Below are 15,678 nucleotides of genomic sequence, written 5' to 3'. Positions count from 1 at the left end.
AGTCAGAGCTCGATGAGCTGACCGTCGCGGAACGAGTAGCGGTAGGCGGAGGTCGACGCCGGCGGCAGGTTCGCCGGATGGGCTGCGTCGTCCCGGTGCGGGTGAGGCGGGGGTGCCGGCTGGGTCGCCGACCTCACGGGCGTGAGCCCGCCGGCGACCCCGGCGGCGTGCGCCTGGCCGGCGCCGAGGGCAGCCGTGCCGACGAATGCCACGGCGACAGCCGCACCGGCGGCACGGAGGCCGCGGCGCAGGGAGCTGCGGTAGCCCCCGCGTGACATGGGCGGGACGGGGCGATCGGGGAGTGGTGTCGTGTCCATGACTCGAGCCTCGGGCCGGTGCCTGTGCACTGTCTGTGCTGGCCGAATGCGTTCGGCAAGCATTGCGCCACGATGACGCCCGCGGTCGGCTCAGCGCCCGAGCGTCGCCTGCATCGCATCGGCCACGACGTGCGAGTGGACGCCCGGCTCCTGCCGCAGGCCGTCGACCGCGCCCGCCCGGTCGGCGTCCGAGCGGTTCTGCCCGAGCTTGGCCTTGCCCTCCACCGACTCGACCACCATCTCGACGCCGACGATCCCGAGCAGCTGTCCGCGGAGGTACTTCTCGGGCGCGTCACCCACGTGCCAGCGCCTCTCGCGGTGCGACTCGTGGCGCTCGGTGAGCCGCGTGACGACGTCGAGCACCCAGTCGGGGTCGTCGTGCACCGTCACCGCGCCACGCAGCTGCACCTCGGTGTAGTTCCAGGTGGGCACCACGCGCCCGTGCTCGGCCTTCGCGGCGTACCAGCTCGGGGAGATGTACGCCTCGGCCCCCGACACCACGACGAGCCCCGGCGACCCGGGCGCGATGCGCGCCCACTGCTGGTTCTTGCGCCCGAGGTGGCCGAGCACCCGGTCGCCGTCGACGATGATCGGCAGGAGGGTCGCGTCGGGGCGCCCGTCGGGGCCGACCGTGACGAGGTGGGCGGATGCCTGCGCGTCGAGGAAGTCGTGCAGCTCCGGCCCGGCCATGACGAAGTCCTTGGGGACGTACATGCCTTGATCGTCGCACGCCGCCAGTGCTCAGCCGACAGCGCGGAGCCCGCCGCAGGGAGGGTGCGGCGGGCTCCGTCGAGGAGGGTCCTCAGCTGTGGCGGTGCGGGACCCGGCGGCCGCCCGGTCGCTGCTGCGCCGACCACGGGCGGGGGCTGCCCTCGTGCGGCGGCCTGGGCGCGTCAGTGGTGGCCGGCCGGGCGGCTGACGGGTCGAGCCGCTCGGCGATGTCGCGCAGCAAGAGCGCGGCCCGGACGCTGGGGCGCACGCGCGCGGCCCTGGGCGCATGGGGCCGGGCGGCGACCCGCTCGACGATGAGCTCGCGGGCGAGCGCCTCCTGGGGAGACAGGCTGACGGTGCTGCCGAGGGTGCTGCCGAGGGTGCTGCTGTAGGTGCTCATGACAGGCTCACTTTCGCTCGCTTGACGCGGATGTCACCGCTGCCGGAGTTGACGGAAAGGCTTGCGCGGGCCTCGGAGTCGCCGGGGCCGTCGGTGCTCTCGAGGTCGACGTCGACATCGCCCGTGACGCTGTTGAGGTCGAGGTAGGTCGCGACGCCGTTCGCGATGCCGATGCTGACGTCGCCCGTGCCGGTCTTGGCCTGGACCTGACCGCCGTGCACGGCCCCGAGCACGACGTCGCCGGTGCCGGTCATGAGCTCGAGGTCACCGGTGCTCGCGTCGATGTGGAGGTCGCCGGAGCCGGTGCGGGCCTTGACGCCGGCGTCGGTGCGCCGGATCGTGATGTCGCCACTGCCGGAGATGAGGTCGAGACGGCCACCGGCCGAGCCGATGGAGACGTCGCCCGAACCGGTCTTGGCGTTGACGTCGCCGCGGGACGACTGGAGGGTCAGGTCGCCGGAGCCGGACTTGAGGTGGGCCGAGCCGACCTCGTGGAAGCCGAGGTCGCCGGCGCCCGTGCTGACCCGCACGTCGCCGAGCAGGCCGGTGGCCGCGATGTCGCCGGCGCCGGTCTTGGCCTCGACCGTGCTGCTCGTCGGCAGCTCGATCTCGACGTCGACCGAGCCCTTGCTGCCGAAGGCGAAGAAGCTCTCACGCTTCGGCGCGATGACGACGACGTCGTTGCCGTGCGCCTCGACGGTGAACTTCTCGGCCATCTCGGTGCCGCCGCGGCCGCGGGGGACGAGCCGGACCGTGGTGGTCGGGGCCTCGCCTGCCGTCAGCGTGACGTCGCCGACGAGGAGCTCGACCTTGAGGTTGATCGGCCCGGTCGTGTCGAACCGGGTCTCGAAGCTGGTGCTCATGGGGTGTCCTGTCTCGAGGAGTGCGTATGCCGTGGGGGCAGGTCTCAGGTGACGGCGGGGTCGCGTGCCGGCTCGGTTGCGAGCCCGGTCAGCGGACCCAGCCCTGGACCCGCTTGTTGGAGGAGCGGTTGCGTCCCGGCGCGCCGGGCCCGAACTGGGGGCCGAGCTGGGCGCCGATGTTGACGGTGATGCCCGACGACGTCGCCGCCCGGACCGCGTTGACGATCCAGGTGTTGAGCGACTGGCCGCGGCTCGTCGCGAGCTCCTCGGCCCGGGTCTTGAGGACCTCGGGAAGACGGAGCGTGATGCGGGCGGTCTCGGGCCCTTCGTCCTCGGGTGACATCGCAGTGGTGTCATCCGTGCGGACGGCCTGCGTGTCGTGGGCCAGCGCGGCCGGGCCGGAGCCGACGACGACGAAGACGGGCTCTCGGCCCTGGAGCCGAACCTCGACCGACGTGCCGTCGAGCTCGTTGGTGATCTCGGCCGCCGCGTGCGACAGGGCGTCCATGAGGGCCAGGCGAGCCGACGACTCCAGGGCGAAGCCGATGCGCTCGGCGGCCTGCTCGGTCTCCGGACCCATCGCCCTGGCCGCCCGGGCGAGATCCCGACGCAGTGCGTCGACGTACTCGGTGATGTCCATGCGCATCACTATGACACCACTGTGGTGTCACGTCAACACCATGCTGACGACGAACCGCGGCGCGGGTACGTTGCCACAGCCCCTCCTCACCTCGCACACCCCTCGAAAGGTCACCGATGCGCAGTCTCGGCACGTCTGACCGCCCGTCCGTCAGAGCCCTCTCGCACGCCATCGAGAAGGCCTCGTCACGCACCCGGTCCCGCCAGTTCATCCGTGTCATGCATCGGATGGGCGCTTCCCCGGCCGCGATCCTCCCCTTCGTCCAGGACTCCCCGAACTTCAAGAACCGGCGGTTCGAGGGCCAGGAGCCCTCACTGCGCCCGAGGATCAAGGCCCAGACGAGCGCCCTGCTCGCCATGATGCGCGTGCACGGCCGCGGTGAGCCGGTGGGCACGGCGCCCGTGGTGCCGGCCGACCCCCCGCAGCACCCCGGTGAGCTCGCGCTCACCTGGTACGGCCACGCGACCACCGTCCTCGAGATCGACGGCGCACGGTTCCTCATCGACCCCGTGTTCAGTGAGCGCGTCTCGCCGGTGCGGCACGTGGGACCCCGGCGCGCCCACCCGGTGCCGGGCTCGATCGCCGACCTGCCGAGCATCGACGCCGTGCTCGTCAGCCACGACCACTACGACCACCTCGACCAGCCGTCGATCGTCCGGCTCGAGCAGACCCACCGTCCCCACTACGTCGTGCCGCTCGGCGTCAACGCGCACCTGCTCGCGTGGGGTGTGCCGCGCGAGCGCATCACCGCGCTCGACTGGCGCGGCGAGACCGAGGTGGCCGGCATACGGCTGACCTGCACCGAGGCTCGCCACAACTCCGGCCGCGGCCTCGTCGACAGCCAGACCCTCTGGGCCGGCTGGGCCCTGCGCGGTCCTGCCCACTCGGCCTACTTCCCCGGTGACTCCGGCACGTCGAAGTGCTTCGCCGCCATCGGCGCCGACCTCGGCCCCTTCGACCTCACGATCATGCCCGTCGGCGCCTACGACCCGTTCTGGCCCGACATCCACATGGACCCCGAGCAGGCCCTCGCCGCCCACCGCGACGTCAACCGCATCGGGGACGACGCGGAGGCGCTCGTCGCAGACGAAGCCGGTGTCGCCGACCGGTTCATCGCACAGGACCATCGCATCGACACGCCGGGTGGCGTGCACGAGGAGGGTGAGCCGACCGACACCACCCGCACCGTGCGCACCGCGGCCCGCGAGTCGCTGCTCGTGCCCGTGCACTGGGCCACCTTCAACCTGTCGATGCACTGGTGGGCCGAGCCCGTACGCCGGTTGCGCCGTGCCGCTGCCGAGGCCGGGGTGCCCGTCGCGTTCCCCTTGGTCGGCGAGCGCGTCGACCTGACCACGGGCGACGCCAGGACCGTCGCCAAGGCCCACGCCGAGCCGTGGTGGGAGGTCTGCACGGCCCCCGACGACCGCGACTGACGTTCACACGGCCGTCACCGGATCTCCACAGGGGAACTCAGGCGGCTCGCCCGTCGCTGGACGAGAATGACGGTGGCCCACCCCCCGGGTCACCGACCGTGATGCACGACAGGCAGGAGAAGCCAGTGCAGCTCCCGATCCTCCGTCGCATGGGCGCCTCGACCGCGACCCAGCGAACCCGCGCCACCGGCTCCCCGAACTACCGCGACGGCGAGTTCCGTTCGCACGAGCCGACGCACGTCGTGGCCACCTCCGAGGCCGAGGGCCCCGGCAGCATGCTCATGACGATGGTGCGCGAGTTCGGCCGCGGGCGCCCCCGGGGCACCGTGCCACTCGTCTCGCCGCGCCACCCTCACGAGCCGGCCGACCTCGCCGTCACCTGGTACGGCCACGCGACGAGCGTCGTCGAGCTCGACGGCCGACGCTTCCTGCTCGACCCCGTCTTCGGCAACCGCGCCTCGCCGTCGGTGGTCGCCGGGCCGAAGCGGCTGCACCCGGTGCCCGGCTCCATCGCGGAGATCCCGCACCTCGATGCCGTCGTCATCAGTCACGACCACTACGACCACCTCGACGAGCCGTCGATCCGCCAGCTCGAGCGCACCCACCGGCCGCACTACGTCGTGCCCCTCGGCGTCGACGAGCACCTGCGCGCCTGGGGCGTGCCGACGGGGCGGATCACGAGTCTCGACTGGCGCGAGGAGACCGAGGTCGCCGGCATCCGTCTCACGTGCTGCGAGGCGCGCCACTTCTCCGGTCGTGGCTTCGTGCGCAACCAGACGCTCTGGGCGGCCTGGTCGATGCGCGGCCCGCGGCACGCCGTCTTCTTCGGCGGCGACTCCGGCCCGACCCACCGCTACGCCGACATCGGCGCCGACCTCGGGCCCTTCGACCTGACGATCATCCCCATCGGCGCCTACAGCGTGCACTGGCCCGACATCCACCTCGACCCGGCCCAGGCGATCGAGGCGCACCTCGACGTCAACAAGGGCGAGACCCGCTCGGTCATGCTGCCGATCCACTGGGCCACCTTCAACCTCGCGACCCACTGGTGGAGCGAGCCGATCCGGTGGGCCCGCCGCGCCGCCGCCGAGAGCGGTGTGCGGCTCGTCGCACCGAAGGTCGGCACGCGGATCGAGCTGAGCGGCAACGACATCGACGAGGTGGTCTCAGCCCACCAGGACCCCTGGTGGGAGTCCTGCGCCGCAGACGGCGACCGCGACTGAAGCCCGATCAGGGCGCCCCTCACCCCACCCCCCAGTCGAAAGGGCACTCCGTCACGTGACGGAGTGCCCTTTCGGATGGCGCTCGTTGACGGTCAGGCGTCGGTGGATGGTGCCTCCGTCGGGCGGAAGATCCACCGCTTCATCGCGACGAACCGGACGGCCGTGGACAGCACGTTCGCGACGGCGACGACAGCGGTCTGCACCGCAGTTCCGGACTCGGGCGCGACGCGACCGAGCACGGCGAGCGCGAGGGACGTGGCGGCATACGTGATCGCGAAGATGACGAGAGCCTGGCCGTGGTGCGACACCATGCGCTCGCGCCCGGTGACGCCGAAGGTCCATGCCCGGTTGACGGCCGTGTTGAAGACTGTCGCGACGACGAGCGCGAGGCCGTTGGCGAGCTGCGACCCCAGCCCCGCGTGCTCGAGCCCTGCGAAGAGGCCGAGGTGCAGGACGGTCGAGAGCGCCCCGACCCCGGCGAACCGGATCACCTGTCGTGACAGTCGGATCCGCGCCACCGGCGGGGCCACGCGGGTGACCTCGCCGGTGCGGATGTCAGTCATGACCGCGCTCACTGCGCCGACGACGCGGGCTGGGTCAGGTCGTAGAACGTCGAGCCGTCGATCTCGACCGCGGTGAAGCTGGACTGCACCCAGGCGCTGATCTCGGAGGAGGCGCTGCTGCCACCGTTCTGGTTGCCGAAGCCACGTCCACCGCCTGCGAAGTAGCGGATCCTGCCGTCGGCGACGTACTGCTGGAACTGGGCGAGCGTCGGGCTCGGGTCGGAACCGTTGAACCCGCCGATCGCCATGACGGGCAGCTGCGTCCCCAGCTGGAGACCGGCCGCGGTCTGCGAGCCGATCGCCGCGGCAACCCAGGTGTACTTCTCGGCGTTCGCGGAGAGGGCAGCGACGACGGCCGTGCTGGGCGTCTCGGCGTTGAGCAGGCCGCCCATGCCGCCCGGTCCACGGCTCGTACCGGCCGGACCCGCGGTCACGATCGACCCGGCGTGCCCCTGTGCCGTCGTCGACACGGCATACGCCCCCGGGCCGGCGAGGCCCGCCACGAGCGCCCCGGCGAGCACGAGCGGCACGGCGCGCACGTGCATCCAGCGCGTGGCCAGGATGAGGAGGGCGGCCGCCATACCGACCGTGAGCACCGAGATGCGCAGCCAGTCGCCGTATGCCGTGGTGCGCGAGAGGAGGAGGAAGCCCCAGGTCGCCGCCGCCGCGGTCGCGACCGCGAGGACGACCGTTCCGAGGCCGTCGGCGCGACGCTGCCAGGCCTCGACCACCCCCATGCCGACGAGCGCGCCGACGGCGGGAGCGAGGGCCACGGTGTAGTACTCGTGGAAGATCCCCGCCATGAACGAGAAGACGAGCATCGTCACGACGAGCCAGCCGCCCCAGACGACATAGGCCGCGCGGCGCAGATCGGTGCGGGGGCGACGGCCACGGAACCACAGGCCGGCCGCGAGCAGCACGAGCGCGCTCGGGATGAGCCACGAGATCTGGTCGCCGACGCTCGACGAGAACATCCGGAAGAGCCCGGTCGCGCCCCAGTTGCCGCCGCCACCGCCGCCGCCGACCGAGCCGGTCTCGTCGCCGTTGATGCGGCCGAGGCCGTTGTAGCCGAAGGTCAGCTCGAGGAACGAGTTCGTCTGGCTGCCACCGATGTACGGGCGTGCCGAGGCCGGGATGAGCTCGACGATCGCGACCCACCAGCCGGCCGACAGCACCAGCGCCCCGACCGCGAGCAGGGAGTGGGCGATCCGCTTGCGCAGGATCGTCGGGGCCGCGATGAGGTAGGCGAGGCCGAAGAACGGCACGACGAGCAGCACCTGGAGCGTCTTGGTGAGGAAGCCGAGACCGATGAAGACGCCGACGATCATCATCCACCTGGGCGATGCCTGCTCGATCGCCTTGACCGTGGCCCAGGCGCCGAGGGCCATGAGGAGGGTGAGGAGGGCATCCGGGTTGTTGAAGGTGAACATCAGGGCCGCCACTGGCGTGAGCGCGACGACGGCGCCGCCGATGAGTCCCGCGGCCGCACCGAACTGGCGCTTGACCGTGGCGTAGACGACACCGACCGTCGCAACGCCCATCAGGGCCTGCGGCAGCAGGATCGCGAACGAGCTGAGGCCGAGCACGCGCACCGACAGGGCCATCACCCAGAGGGAAGCCGGGGGCTTGTCGACGGTGATCGAGCCGGCGGCGTCGGAGCTGCCGAAGAAGAAGGCCTTCCAGCTGTCGGCGCCGGCCTGGACCGCAGCGGAGTAGAAGGAGTTCGCGTAGCCGCTCGCCGTGAGGTTCCACGTGTAGAGCACGAGCGTCGCGAGGAGGAGGCCGAACATCGCCGGACGTGCCCACCCCGGGTCCGCGCCCGGTCCGCGCCACAGGCGCCGGAGGCGGTTCGGGCGACCCGCACGGGCGGCGGCGGGCGTCGGGAAGGTCTGGGGGCGCGGGTCTGCCGGCCCCGAGGGCGCCGGTGCCGAGCCGCCCGCCGTGCCCGTGGTGGTGAGGGTCATCGTGTCCATGGCCCAACGTTCGGGCTCGCGGCTGTGCCGTTCCTATGACCCGACTTTGGTGCGGGAATGAGCAACCGCGCCAGCGCGGCCCGGGCGCACTTCCGGTCTCCGGGACACGCAGAAGACCCGGAGACTGCGCCGCGGCGAGGCTTCCGGGGTCTGGTCGGGCTTCAGACGGCGGCGGGAAGCAGGAGCGAGAAGGTCGTGTCGCCCGGCTTGCTGTCGAGCTCCACGCGTCCGCCGTGGGCCTTGCTCACCGCGGCCACGATCGAGAGACCGAGGCCGGTGCTGCCGCCGGCCCGGACGCGGGCGTCGTCGCCTCGGGCGAAACGCTCGAACACGTTGGGCTGCAAGGCATCCGGCACGCCGGGACCGTCGTCGTGGACCGCAACCCGAACCCATTCGCCCTCGGGCCGCACCGACGTCGTGACGCGGGTGCCGTCGGGCGTGTGCGTGCGGGCGTTGCCGAGCAGGTTGGCGACCACCTGGTGCAGGCGGGCGGCGTCACCACGGACCTCCACCGGCTCGGGCGGCAGGTCGAGGTCCCACCGGTGGCCGGGTGAGGCGGCGTGCGCGTCGCTCACCGCGTTGATGACGAGCATCGAGACGTCGACGGGTGCCTCGTCGAGAGGGCGCCCTGCATCGAGCCGCGCGAGCAGCAGGAGGTCCTCGACGAGGGAGCTCATCCGGTTCGCCTCGGACTCGATGCGCCCCATCGCGTGGGTCACCGTCTGCGGGACGGCATTCGGCTCACGACGCGACAGCTCGGCATACCCCTTGATCGACGCGAGTGGCGTGCGCAGCTCGTGCGACGCGTCCGCGACGAACTGGCGCACTCGCTGCTCGCTCTGGTGGCGGGCGTTGAGGGCCTCGTCGACGTGGTCGAGCATCTCGTTGAAGGCGGCGCCGACCTGGCCCACCTCGGTACGTGTGTCGGTGTCGGCCGCGTCGACGCGCTCGGCGAGCGCGACCTTGCCCGAGTGCAGCGGCATGCGCGACACCTTGGTGGCCGTCGCCGCGACCCGGCGCAGCGGCTCGAGGTTGCGCCGCACCAACCAGGTGCCGAGCACCGCGACGAGGATGACACCCGCGCCCGCGGTCGACAGCGCGAGGACGATCATCCGCTGGATCGTGCGCTGCTGCTGCTCGACCGGCAGCCCGATGACGAGTGCGCCCGTCGTGCGCGCACCGGTCGCCTGGTTGATCAGGGGCTCGTACGCCGACAGCACGCGGTACTGGCCGAGCCCCTCGATGGTGACGATCCTGGGCTCGGACGTGATGCCTGCCGCGCCGATCTGGGAGAGCTGCGCGGTCGTCAGGCTCGTGCGCCGGTGTGCGTCGGACGTGGCGGCGCCCCTCGGCCCGGGGACGTCGTCCGTCGGCTTCGTGGGGAAGTAGGCGACGAGCCCCTCGTCACCCGGGCCGCGCGGCCCCAGGTTGTCGTTCTCGTCGCCCGAGAGGTTGATCGGCCTGTGGCTCGCCACCAGCTGGGTGATCGACGTGTTCAGCTGGTCGTCCACCTGGCTCATCAGCTGACGCTGGAGGGCCACGACGGTGAAGGCGCCCGTGAGCAGGCTGAGAACGGTGAAGAGGGCGAGCATCGAGGCGACGAGCTTGGCGCGCAGCGTCCAGGCCGACCACGGCCGCGCCCGGTCCCGGGCGTCGGAGACGCGCTCCCTCAGGCTGCGGCGGTCGTCCTCCTCCGGGTCGACCTCGAGAGGGAACCCGGCCGCGGGAGCGAGCGGGACGGCATACGTACGCGTGCCGTCGGCGGACCCGTCGGTGGGCTCGTCGCTGAAGCCGACCGACGAACCGAGGTCAGGGGTCGGTGCACCGTCGGCCTCCGGGAGGTCGGCGGGGTCGGGTCGGTCGAGGCTGCGGGCGCTCTCGGCGCTGTCGGTGTTCGCGTCAGACGGCCGGCTTGAGGACATAACCGGCTCCTCGCATGGTGTGGATCATCGGGTCGCGCCCCGCGTCGATCTTCTTGCGGAGGTACGAGATGTAGAGCTCGACGACGTTGGCCTGGCCGCCGAAGTCGTAGTTCCAGACGCGGTCCAGGATCTGCGCCTTCGACAGCACGCGCCTGGGGTTGCGCATGAGGTAGCGAAGCAGCTCGAACTCCGTTGCGGTCAGGTGGATCTCGTCACCCGCCCGCATCACCTCGTGGCTGTCCTCGTCGAGGGTGAGGTCACCGACGACGAGCACCGAGTCGGACGACGAGACCGCGACGGTGGTGCGCCGCATCAGTGCGCGCACGCGGGCCACGACCTCCTCCAGGGAGAACGGTTTCGTGACGTAGTCGTCGCCGCCCGCGGTGAGGCCGGAGACGCGGTCCTCGACGGCGTCCTTGGCCGTGAGGAACAGGACCGGCACGTTGCTGTTGTCGGCACGCATCCGCCGCAGCACCTCGAGCCCGTCGAAGTCGGGCAGCATCATGTCGAGCACGACCGCGTCGGGGTCGAACTCGCGCGCGGCGCGCACGGCCTCCATGCCGGTGCCGGCGGCGCGCACGTCCCACCCCTCGTAGCGCAGGGCCATCCCGAGCAGCTCGGTGAGGTTGGCCTCGTCGTCGACGACGAGCACGCGCACCGGGGAGCCGTCGAGGCGCTGGAGGCGGGCCGCTGCGGGCTTGGTCTTCTCGCTCATGTCACCCAGTGAAGCCCGTCGGACTGTGGGATGACCAGCACATCCCTGTGCGAATCCTGTGGGCTCTCTGTCCCGAAGACCCAGCCCGCCGACGGGTCTGCCACAGCACCACCACAGCCGGCGGTTCGACCGTTGCCGTCATGAGCAACGAGTCCACCAATCCGGGGCCGGCCGAACAGCGGCGGCCGAGCCTGCCGCAGTTCGACCCGAACGCGCCGGAGACCCAGTCCGTGCCGGTGGCACCGTCGGTGCAGCACACCGACGACACGCAGCTGCTGCCGGCCGCCCCGCCGACGGGCGAGCTGCCCGTCACGCCCCCGTCCACCCCCTACGCGTATGCCGGCACGCCGGCTTCCACGGGCAACGCCCCCATCGCCGACAGCGGGGTGGGTGACGGCACGGGCCGACGCTGGAGCGCGAAGAAGACCGCCGTCACCGCCGGCCTCGCGATCGTGCTGGCGGCGGTGGGTGCGATCGGCGCTGCTGCCGCGGTGCCCGCCGGCTCGACGGGCGGCGACTCGTTCCGCGGCCCCGGCGGCGGACGCAGCCTCCAGTTCCCGGGCGGTACCGGCCAGGGCGGCTTCGGGCAGCAGAACCCGAACGGCCAGCAGCTGCCGAACCTGCAGAACGGTGTTCCCGGCGGTGGTCTCGGCGGACTCGACCCGAACCCGCTGAGCCAGCTCGACCCGCAGGACCTGCTCAAGCAGCTCGACCAGAACATCGACCCGTTCTCGGGCGGCAGCGGCTCGGGTCAGGGCTCTGGGCGCAGCTCCGGCACCGGCGGCGCGAAGAGCACCTGACCGACGCGTGTCTGCGGTGCGGGTCCGGGCCCGCACCGGCTCAGTGCAGCGCGCGGATCTCGGCTGCGTACCCCTCCAGCGCCCTCGTCGCCCGGTCGACCTCGTCCTCGACCCGGGCGACGAGGGCTTCGTCGGCGAGGCGCCCGGCGGCGCCGAGGTCCTCGACCTGCTTGCACACGTCGGCGAGCAGCGAGGCGCCGAGGTTGGACGCAGATCCCTTGAGGCCGTGGGCGATCCGGCCCTGGCTCTCGGCGTCACCGTCGGCGTGGGCGGCCCGCAGGTCGGTGACGCGCTGGCGCGCACCGTCGCCGAACCGGTCGATGAAGCGGAGCAGCAGCGAAGGGTCCCCGGGCTCGAGGTCGCGCAGCTCGGCGAGACGGCGGTCGTCGAGGACCGCGGCACCGGCAGGCTGGTCAGACTCGGCGGCACGGGCCACGGGCTGCTGCGCGTCGTCCGGGCCGGCGGCCTGCGACCGTCGCACCCGGGTCGCCCCGGTCCACCGTTGCAGGGTCGAGGCGAGCAGCGCGACGTCGATCGGCTTGGTGAGGAAGTCGTCCATGCCCGCCTGCAGACACCGCTCGCGCTCGCCCGCTATCGCCGAGGCCGTCATGGCGATGACGGGCAGCCGCCGCCCGGTCGGCTCCTGCGCCCGGATCTCGCGCGTCGCCTCGTAGCCGTCCATCTGGGGCATCTGGCAGTCCATGAGCACGGCGGCCAGCTCGCCGCCGTGCTCATGGTGCGCCGCGACCCCCTCGACGCCGTTGCTCGCGAGCACGACGGCATACCCGAGGCTCTCGAGGATGCCCTTGGCCACGAGCTGGTTGATGTCGTTGTCCTCGACGACGAGGACGGTGCCCAGCGGGCCGTCCGCCTCCGGAGACACGACGACCGTCACGGCGCTGACGGCACCGGGCAGCACGAGGTGACGGCCGGCGACGTCGGCCATGGTGTCGAAGAGCGCCGATGGCATGACCGGTGCGGTGAGCGTCGAGTCGACCCCTGAGTCGGTGAGGGCCGTCGGGTCGGGTGGCGGCACGTGGGCACAGACGAGCACGAGGCGTACGCCCGCGAACCGCCCGTCGGAGCGGATCATCCGGGCGATCTGGAGACCGCCGGCGCCCGAGCCCGGGTCGTCGAGCACGACGACGTCGACCGGCGACCCGCCGCGCTCGGCGCGGTCGAGCTGCACGAGCCCGTCGACACCCGTGGACGCGGACGCCACCGTCATCGACCAGGCCGCCAGCTGCTCCTCGACCCGCTGCCGGTGCGCGGCGTTGGCCCCGACGACGAGCGCGCGCAGGCCCGAGACGGCCGCCACCTGCGACTCGGTGCGGCCGAGCCCTCTGGTCGCCGCGGTCGCGAAGGCAGCGGTGAACCAGAACGTGCTGCCGCGCCCGGGCTCGCTGTCGACGCCGATCTCCCCGCCGAACGCCGTCACGATCTGTCGGCTGATGGAGAGGCCGAGCCCGGTGCCGCCGAACTCGCGCGTCGTCGACGAGTCACCCTGCGAGAACGACTCGAAGAGCCGCGAGCGCACCTCCGGCGAGATGCCCGGGCCGGTGTCGGTGACCTCGACGCGCAGCACCGGGCCGGCAGGGGTCTGGCGCTCGAGCGACAGGTGCGCCGAGACGCTGCCCGAGTCGGTGAACTTCACCGCGTTGGTGGTGAGGTTGGCCACGACCTGCCCGAAGCGCACCGGGTCGCCCGAGACCATCAGCGGCACCTCCGCCGCGTGGGTGACGGACAGGTTGAGCGACTTGGCGCGGGCCCGTTCGGCGAGCAGGGCCACTCCTCGTTCGAGGACCGCCGCGGGGTCGAAGTCGACGGACTCGAGCTCGAGGCGGCCGGCCTCGATCTTGGACAGGTCGAGGATGTCGTTGACGAGCTCGAGCAGGACCCGGCCGGCCTGGTCGATGCCGTCGGAGAGCCGTCGCTGGTGAGGGGTCAGCTCGGTGCGGCCGAGCAGCTCGGAGAGGCCGATGACGCCGTTGAGGGGTGTGCGGATCTCGTGGCTCATGGTCGCGAGGAACTCCGACTTCGCGCGCGAGGCCTCCATGGCCGCGTCGCGGGCGTGCGCGAGCCGCTGCGCGGTCCACTCGCGGTCGGCCACCCGCGCGAGGAGCGCGGTGATCTGCGTGATGGTCGCGGCGTCGGAGGCGACGGGCGGGGCCGTGCTGCGCATGTCGAGCACGACGACGCAGGCGACGCGGTCCTCGGCCATGACCGGCACTGCCACGATGACCGATCCGGCGGCTGAGGCGTCGGCCACGACGGTGCGGTCAGCGGCTGCCCGCGCGGCGAACTGCAGGCCGATGTCGACCGGGAGGCTGCTCGTCTCGGTGCCGTCGACGGCGAGGATCGGCTTCCCGAGACCGCCCTCCGCGTCGACGACCGTCGCGAGGACGGGCCGCCAGGTCGTGTGCCGGGCCACCTCCACGAGCACGGCCGGCAGCGCTTCATCCAGGGTCGCCGACTCGTTGGCGGCGGTCGCCATCGCGGTGACGAGACCGAGGGCCTGCTCGGCGTCCTTCTGCTCGGTGATGTCGTGCGCCGTGCCGCCCATGCGGACGGCGTTGCCCTCGAGGTCGCGCGTGACGAGGCCACGTCCGCGGATCCAGCCGACCTCGCCGCCAGTGCGCAGCACCCGCGCGTCGAACTCGAAGGAGTCCTCCGAAGCGATGGCCGCGCCGACGGTGTCGGCGACGTGGGCGCGGTCGTCGGGGTGGATGCGGGCGAGGAAGCCCTCGTAGGTCGGGGCCAGCTCGCTGCGGTCCATGCCGTAGATGCGATAGAGCTGGTCGGACCACGACACGCGGTCGTTGCCGACGTCCCACTCCCAGCTGCCGATCCTCGCGATGGCCTGCGCCTCGGCCAGCTGGTCGAGCAGCTTCCGCTCGGCGCTGTGCTCGCTGACCCGGTGCATCCAGCCGCGCCGACTGCCCGTGTCGTCGACCAGGGGCGTGTGGGACACGAGGGCCCAGAAGCGCGCGCCGTGGGCGTCGAGCAGGCTGCACTCGAGGTTGTCGCCCGGCTCGCCGCGCGTCACGAGCTCGTCGAGGTGCTGCCGGAACTGCCCCTTGCCGACGTCGTCGACCGCGTCGAAGACCGAGAAGCCCACCATGTCGTCGGGGTCGCGGCCCAGCATCTCGGCCATCCGTGGGTTGGCGTAGAGCGTGCGGCCGTCCTCGTCGAAGACCCAGAGTCCGTCGGGGGACGCGGTGACCATCCAGCCGAAGAGGTCGTCCTTCCCTGCGCCGCACTCGTCCGGAATATCCGACATGACACGATCCTCGCCCATTCCGGGCCCCCGCGCCCGGATGTCGCCCCACAGACCTACGATCGGGTCGACCAGCCCCCTTCGATCGGAGCCCGCGTGACCGACTCCCCTGACGCCCTCGACGCCCGTGAGGAGCCGCACGACGACAGCGTCGGCGCCCGGCTCAACTGGCTGCGGGCCGGAGTCCTCGGGGCCAACGACGGCATCGTCTCGACGGCCGGGGTCGTCGTCGGGTTCGCGAGCGCGACCGACGACCGCGGTGCCATCGTGCTCGCCGGCATCGCGGCCCTCGCCGCCGGGGCCATGTCGATGGCCGCGGGCGAGTACGTCTCCGTCAGCACCCAGCGCGACTCCGAGCGCGCCCTCATCCGGCTCGAGAGGCAGGAGCTGCGTGACGACCCCGACGGCGAGCTCGAGGAGCTGACACAGCTCTACGAGGCGAAGGGGCTGAGCCGGGGCCTGGCGACCGACGTCGCCCGCGAGCTCACGGCGCACGACGCCCTTGCCGCCCACGCCGAGGTCGAGCTGGGCATCGACCCCCAGAACCTCACCAGCCCGTGGCACGCCGCCGGGGCGTCGATGGTGGCCTTCGTGGTCGGTGCCCTCCTGCCGTTGCTGACCATCACGTTCAGTCCCGAGCGCGTACGCATCCACGTGACGGTGGTCAGCGTGGCCGCGGCCCTCGCGCTCACCGGCTGGGTCAGCGCCCGGCTCGGTCGCAGTCCGGTGCCGCGCGCCATCGCGCGCAACGTCGCCGGGGGGCTCGCTGCCATGGGGGTCACGTACGCCATCGGCGCGCTCGTCGGGGTCAGCCTGGGCTGAGCGGGCCGGCCCTCGCGAC

14 protein-coding genes are annotated in these 15,678 nt (G+C 72.3%); 4 read left to right on the top strand and 10 right to left on the bottom strand.

Annotated features, from left to right (window positions below):
- Nucleotides 1-2 precede the first annotated feature (2 nt).
- The 5 genes from ACFQ2V_RS07670 to ACFQ2V_RS07650 form a co-directional block, all read right to left on the bottom strand.
- Nucleotides 3-317 carry a hypothetical protein gene (locus ACFQ2V_RS07670; RefSeq protein ID WP_386052082.1) on the bottom strand — a complete coding sequence of 105 codons (315 nt, stop codon included), beginning with the start codon at nt 315-317 and terminating at the stop codon, nt 3-5.
- Between the two features lie 90 nt (nt 318-407).
- Nucleotides 408-1,031 (bottom strand): FMN-binding negative transcriptional regulator, encoded by a 624-nt coding sequence (locus tag ACFQ2V_RS07665; protein WP_386052081.1) that lies wholly within the window; start codon nt 1,029-1,031, stop codon nt 408-410.
- 88 nt (nt 1,032-1,119) lie between these two features.
- On the bottom strand, nt 1,120-1,428 hold the full coding sequence (locus tag ACFQ2V_RS07660; RefSeq protein ID WP_386052080.1) for a hypothetical protein: 309 nt from the start codon (nt 1,426-1,428) through the stop codon (nt 1,120-1,122).
- Nucleotides 1,425-2,291, bottom strand: coding sequence for a DUF4097 family beta strand repeat-containing protein (locus tag ACFQ2V_RS07655; RefSeq protein WP_386052079.1), 867 nt, complete (start codon nt 2,289-2,291; stop codon nt 1,425-1,427). The genes ACFQ2V_RS07660 and ACFQ2V_RS07655 overlap by 4 nt, the downstream gene beginning before the upstream one ends.
- Before the next feature lie 88 nt (nt 2,292-2,379).
- The gene (locus ACFQ2V_RS07650; protein WP_386052078.1) at nt 2,380-2,931 is read right to left on the bottom strand and encodes a toxin-antitoxin system HicB family antitoxin; all 552 of its coding nucleotides are present in this window, start codon (nt 2,929-2,931) and stop codon (nt 2,380-2,382) included.
- Nucleotides 2,932-3,158: 227 nt separating this feature from the next.
- Between ACFQ2V_RS07650 and ACFQ2V_RS07645 the strand changes: the two genes are divergently transcribed.
- Entirely contained in the window at nt 3,159-4,364 is a 1,206-nt protein-coding gene (locus ACFQ2V_RS07645; RefSeq protein ID WP_386052077.1) for an MBL fold metallo-hydrolase, read from the top strand.
- A 125-nt stretch (nt 4,365-4,489) separates the two neighbouring features.
- Nucleotides 4,490-5,587 carry an MBL fold metallo-hydrolase gene (locus ACFQ2V_RS07640; RefSeq protein ID WP_386052076.1) on the top strand — a complete coding sequence of 366 codons (1,098 nt, stop codon included), beginning with the start codon at nt 4,490-4,492 and terminating at the stop codon, nt 5,585-5,587.
- Nucleotides 5,588-5,679: 92 nt separating this feature from the next.
- Here ACFQ2V_RS07640 and ACFQ2V_RS07635 read toward each other — a convergent pair whose 3' ends face one another.
- The 4 genes from ACFQ2V_RS07635 to ACFQ2V_RS07620 form a co-directional block, all read right to left on the bottom strand.
- Nucleotides 5,680-6,150, bottom strand: a complete 471-nt coding sequence (locus ACFQ2V_RS07635; protein ID WP_386052075.1) for a GtrA family protein — start codon at nt 6,148-6,150, stop codon at nt 5,680-5,682.
- An 8-nt stretch (nt 6,151-6,158) separates the two neighbouring features.
- Entirely contained in the window at nt 6,159-8,123 is a 1,965-nt protein-coding gene (locus tag ACFQ2V_RS07630) for an ArnT family glycosyltransferase (RefSeq protein WP_386052074.1), read from the bottom strand.
- Between the two features lie 161 nt (nt 8,124-8,284).
- Entirely contained in the window at nt 8,285-10,045 is a 1,761-nt protein-coding gene (locus ACFQ2V_RS07625; protein ID WP_386052073.1) for a sensor histidine kinase, read from the bottom strand.
- On the bottom strand, nt 10,023-10,760 hold the full coding sequence (locus tag ACFQ2V_RS07620; protein WP_386052072.1) for a response regulator transcription factor: 738 nt from the start codon (nt 10,758-10,760) through the stop codon (nt 10,023-10,025). Before ACFQ2V_RS07620 ends, ACFQ2V_RS07625 begins: the two co-directional genes overlap by 23 nt.
- Nucleotides 10,761-10,900: 140 nt before the next feature.
- On the opposite strand from ACFQ2V_RS07620, the gene ACFQ2V_RS07615 reads away from it, so the two are divergent.
- On the top strand, nt 10,901-11,560 hold the full coding sequence (locus tag ACFQ2V_RS07615) for a hypothetical protein (protein WP_386052071.1): 660 nt from the start codon (nt 10,901-10,903) through the stop codon (nt 11,558-11,560).
- Between the two features lie 40 nt (nt 11,561-11,600).
- Here the strand turns inward: ACFQ2V_RS07615 and ACFQ2V_RS07610 are convergent, their stop codons facing one another.
- Entirely contained in the window at nt 11,601-14,840 is a 3,240-nt protein-coding gene (locus ACFQ2V_RS07610; protein ID WP_386052070.1) for a response regulator, read from the bottom strand.
- A 93-nt stretch (nt 14,841-14,933) separates the two neighbouring features.
- On the opposite strand from ACFQ2V_RS07610, the gene ACFQ2V_RS07605 reads away from it, so the two are divergent.
- Nucleotides 14,934-15,659 (top strand): VIT1/CCC1 transporter family protein, encoded by a 726-nt coding sequence (locus ACFQ2V_RS07605; protein WP_386052069.1) that lies wholly within the window; start codon nt 14,934-14,936, stop codon nt 15,657-15,659.
- Nucleotides 15,660-15,678: the final 19 nt, after the last annotated feature.

The organism is Terrabacter terrigena, assembly GCF_042676085.1.
In the GTDB taxonomy this organism is placed as follows: Bacteria; Actinomycetota; Actinomycetes; order Actinomycetales; family Dermatophilaceae; genus Terrabacter; species Terrabacter terrigena.
Note: the sequence above shows the minus strand (reverse complement) of the source record. Positions and strands in the feature narration are given on the sequence as shown.

Coding starts and splice junctions, on each gene's coding strand:
- ACFQ2V_RS07670 (WP_386052082.1), bottom strand. CDS start 317: ATGGACACGACACCACTCCCCGATCGCCCCGTCCCGCCCATGTCACGC.
- ACFQ2V_RS07665 (WP_386052081.1), bottom strand. CDS start 1,031: ATGTACGTCCCCAAGGACTTCGTCATGGCCGGGCCGGAGCTGCACGAC.
- ACFQ2V_RS07660 (WP_386052080.1), bottom strand. CDS start 1,428: ATGAGCACCTACAGCAGCACCCTCGGCAGCACCCTCGGCAGCACCGTC.
- ACFQ2V_RS07655 (WP_386052079.1), bottom strand. CDS start 2,291: ATGAGCACCAGCTTCGAGACCCGGTTCGACACGACCGGGCCGATCAAC.
- ACFQ2V_RS07650 (WP_386052078.1), bottom strand. CDS start 2,931: ATGGACATCACCGAGTACGTCGACGCACTGCGTCGGGATCTCGCCCGG.
- ACFQ2V_RS07645 (WP_386052077.1), top strand. CDS start 3,159: ATGGGCGCTTCCCCGGCCGCGATCCTCCCCTTCGTCCAGGACTCCCCG.
- ACFQ2V_RS07635 (WP_386052075.1), bottom strand. CDS start 6,150: ATGACTGACATCCGCACCGGCGAGGTCACCCGCGTGGCCCCGCCGGTG.
- ACFQ2V_RS07630 (WP_386052074.1), bottom strand. CDS start 8,123: ATGGACACGATGACCCTCACCACCACGGGCACGGCGGGCGGCTCGGCA.
- ACFQ2V_RS07625 (WP_386052073.1), bottom strand. CDS start 10,045: ATGTCCTCAAGCCGGCCGTCTGACGCGAACACCGACAGCGCCGAGAGC.
- ACFQ2V_RS07620 (WP_386052072.1), bottom strand. CDS start 10,760: ATGAGCGAGAAGACCAAGCCCGCAGCGGCCCGCCTCCAGCGCCTCGAC.
- ACFQ2V_RS07615 (WP_386052071.1), top strand. CDS start 10,901: ATGAGCAACGAGTCCACCAATCCGGGGCCGGCCGAACAGCGGCGGCCG.
- ACFQ2V_RS07610 (WP_386052070.1), bottom strand. CDS start 14,840: ATGTCGGATATTCCGGACGAGTGCGGCGCAGGGAAGGACGACCTCTTC.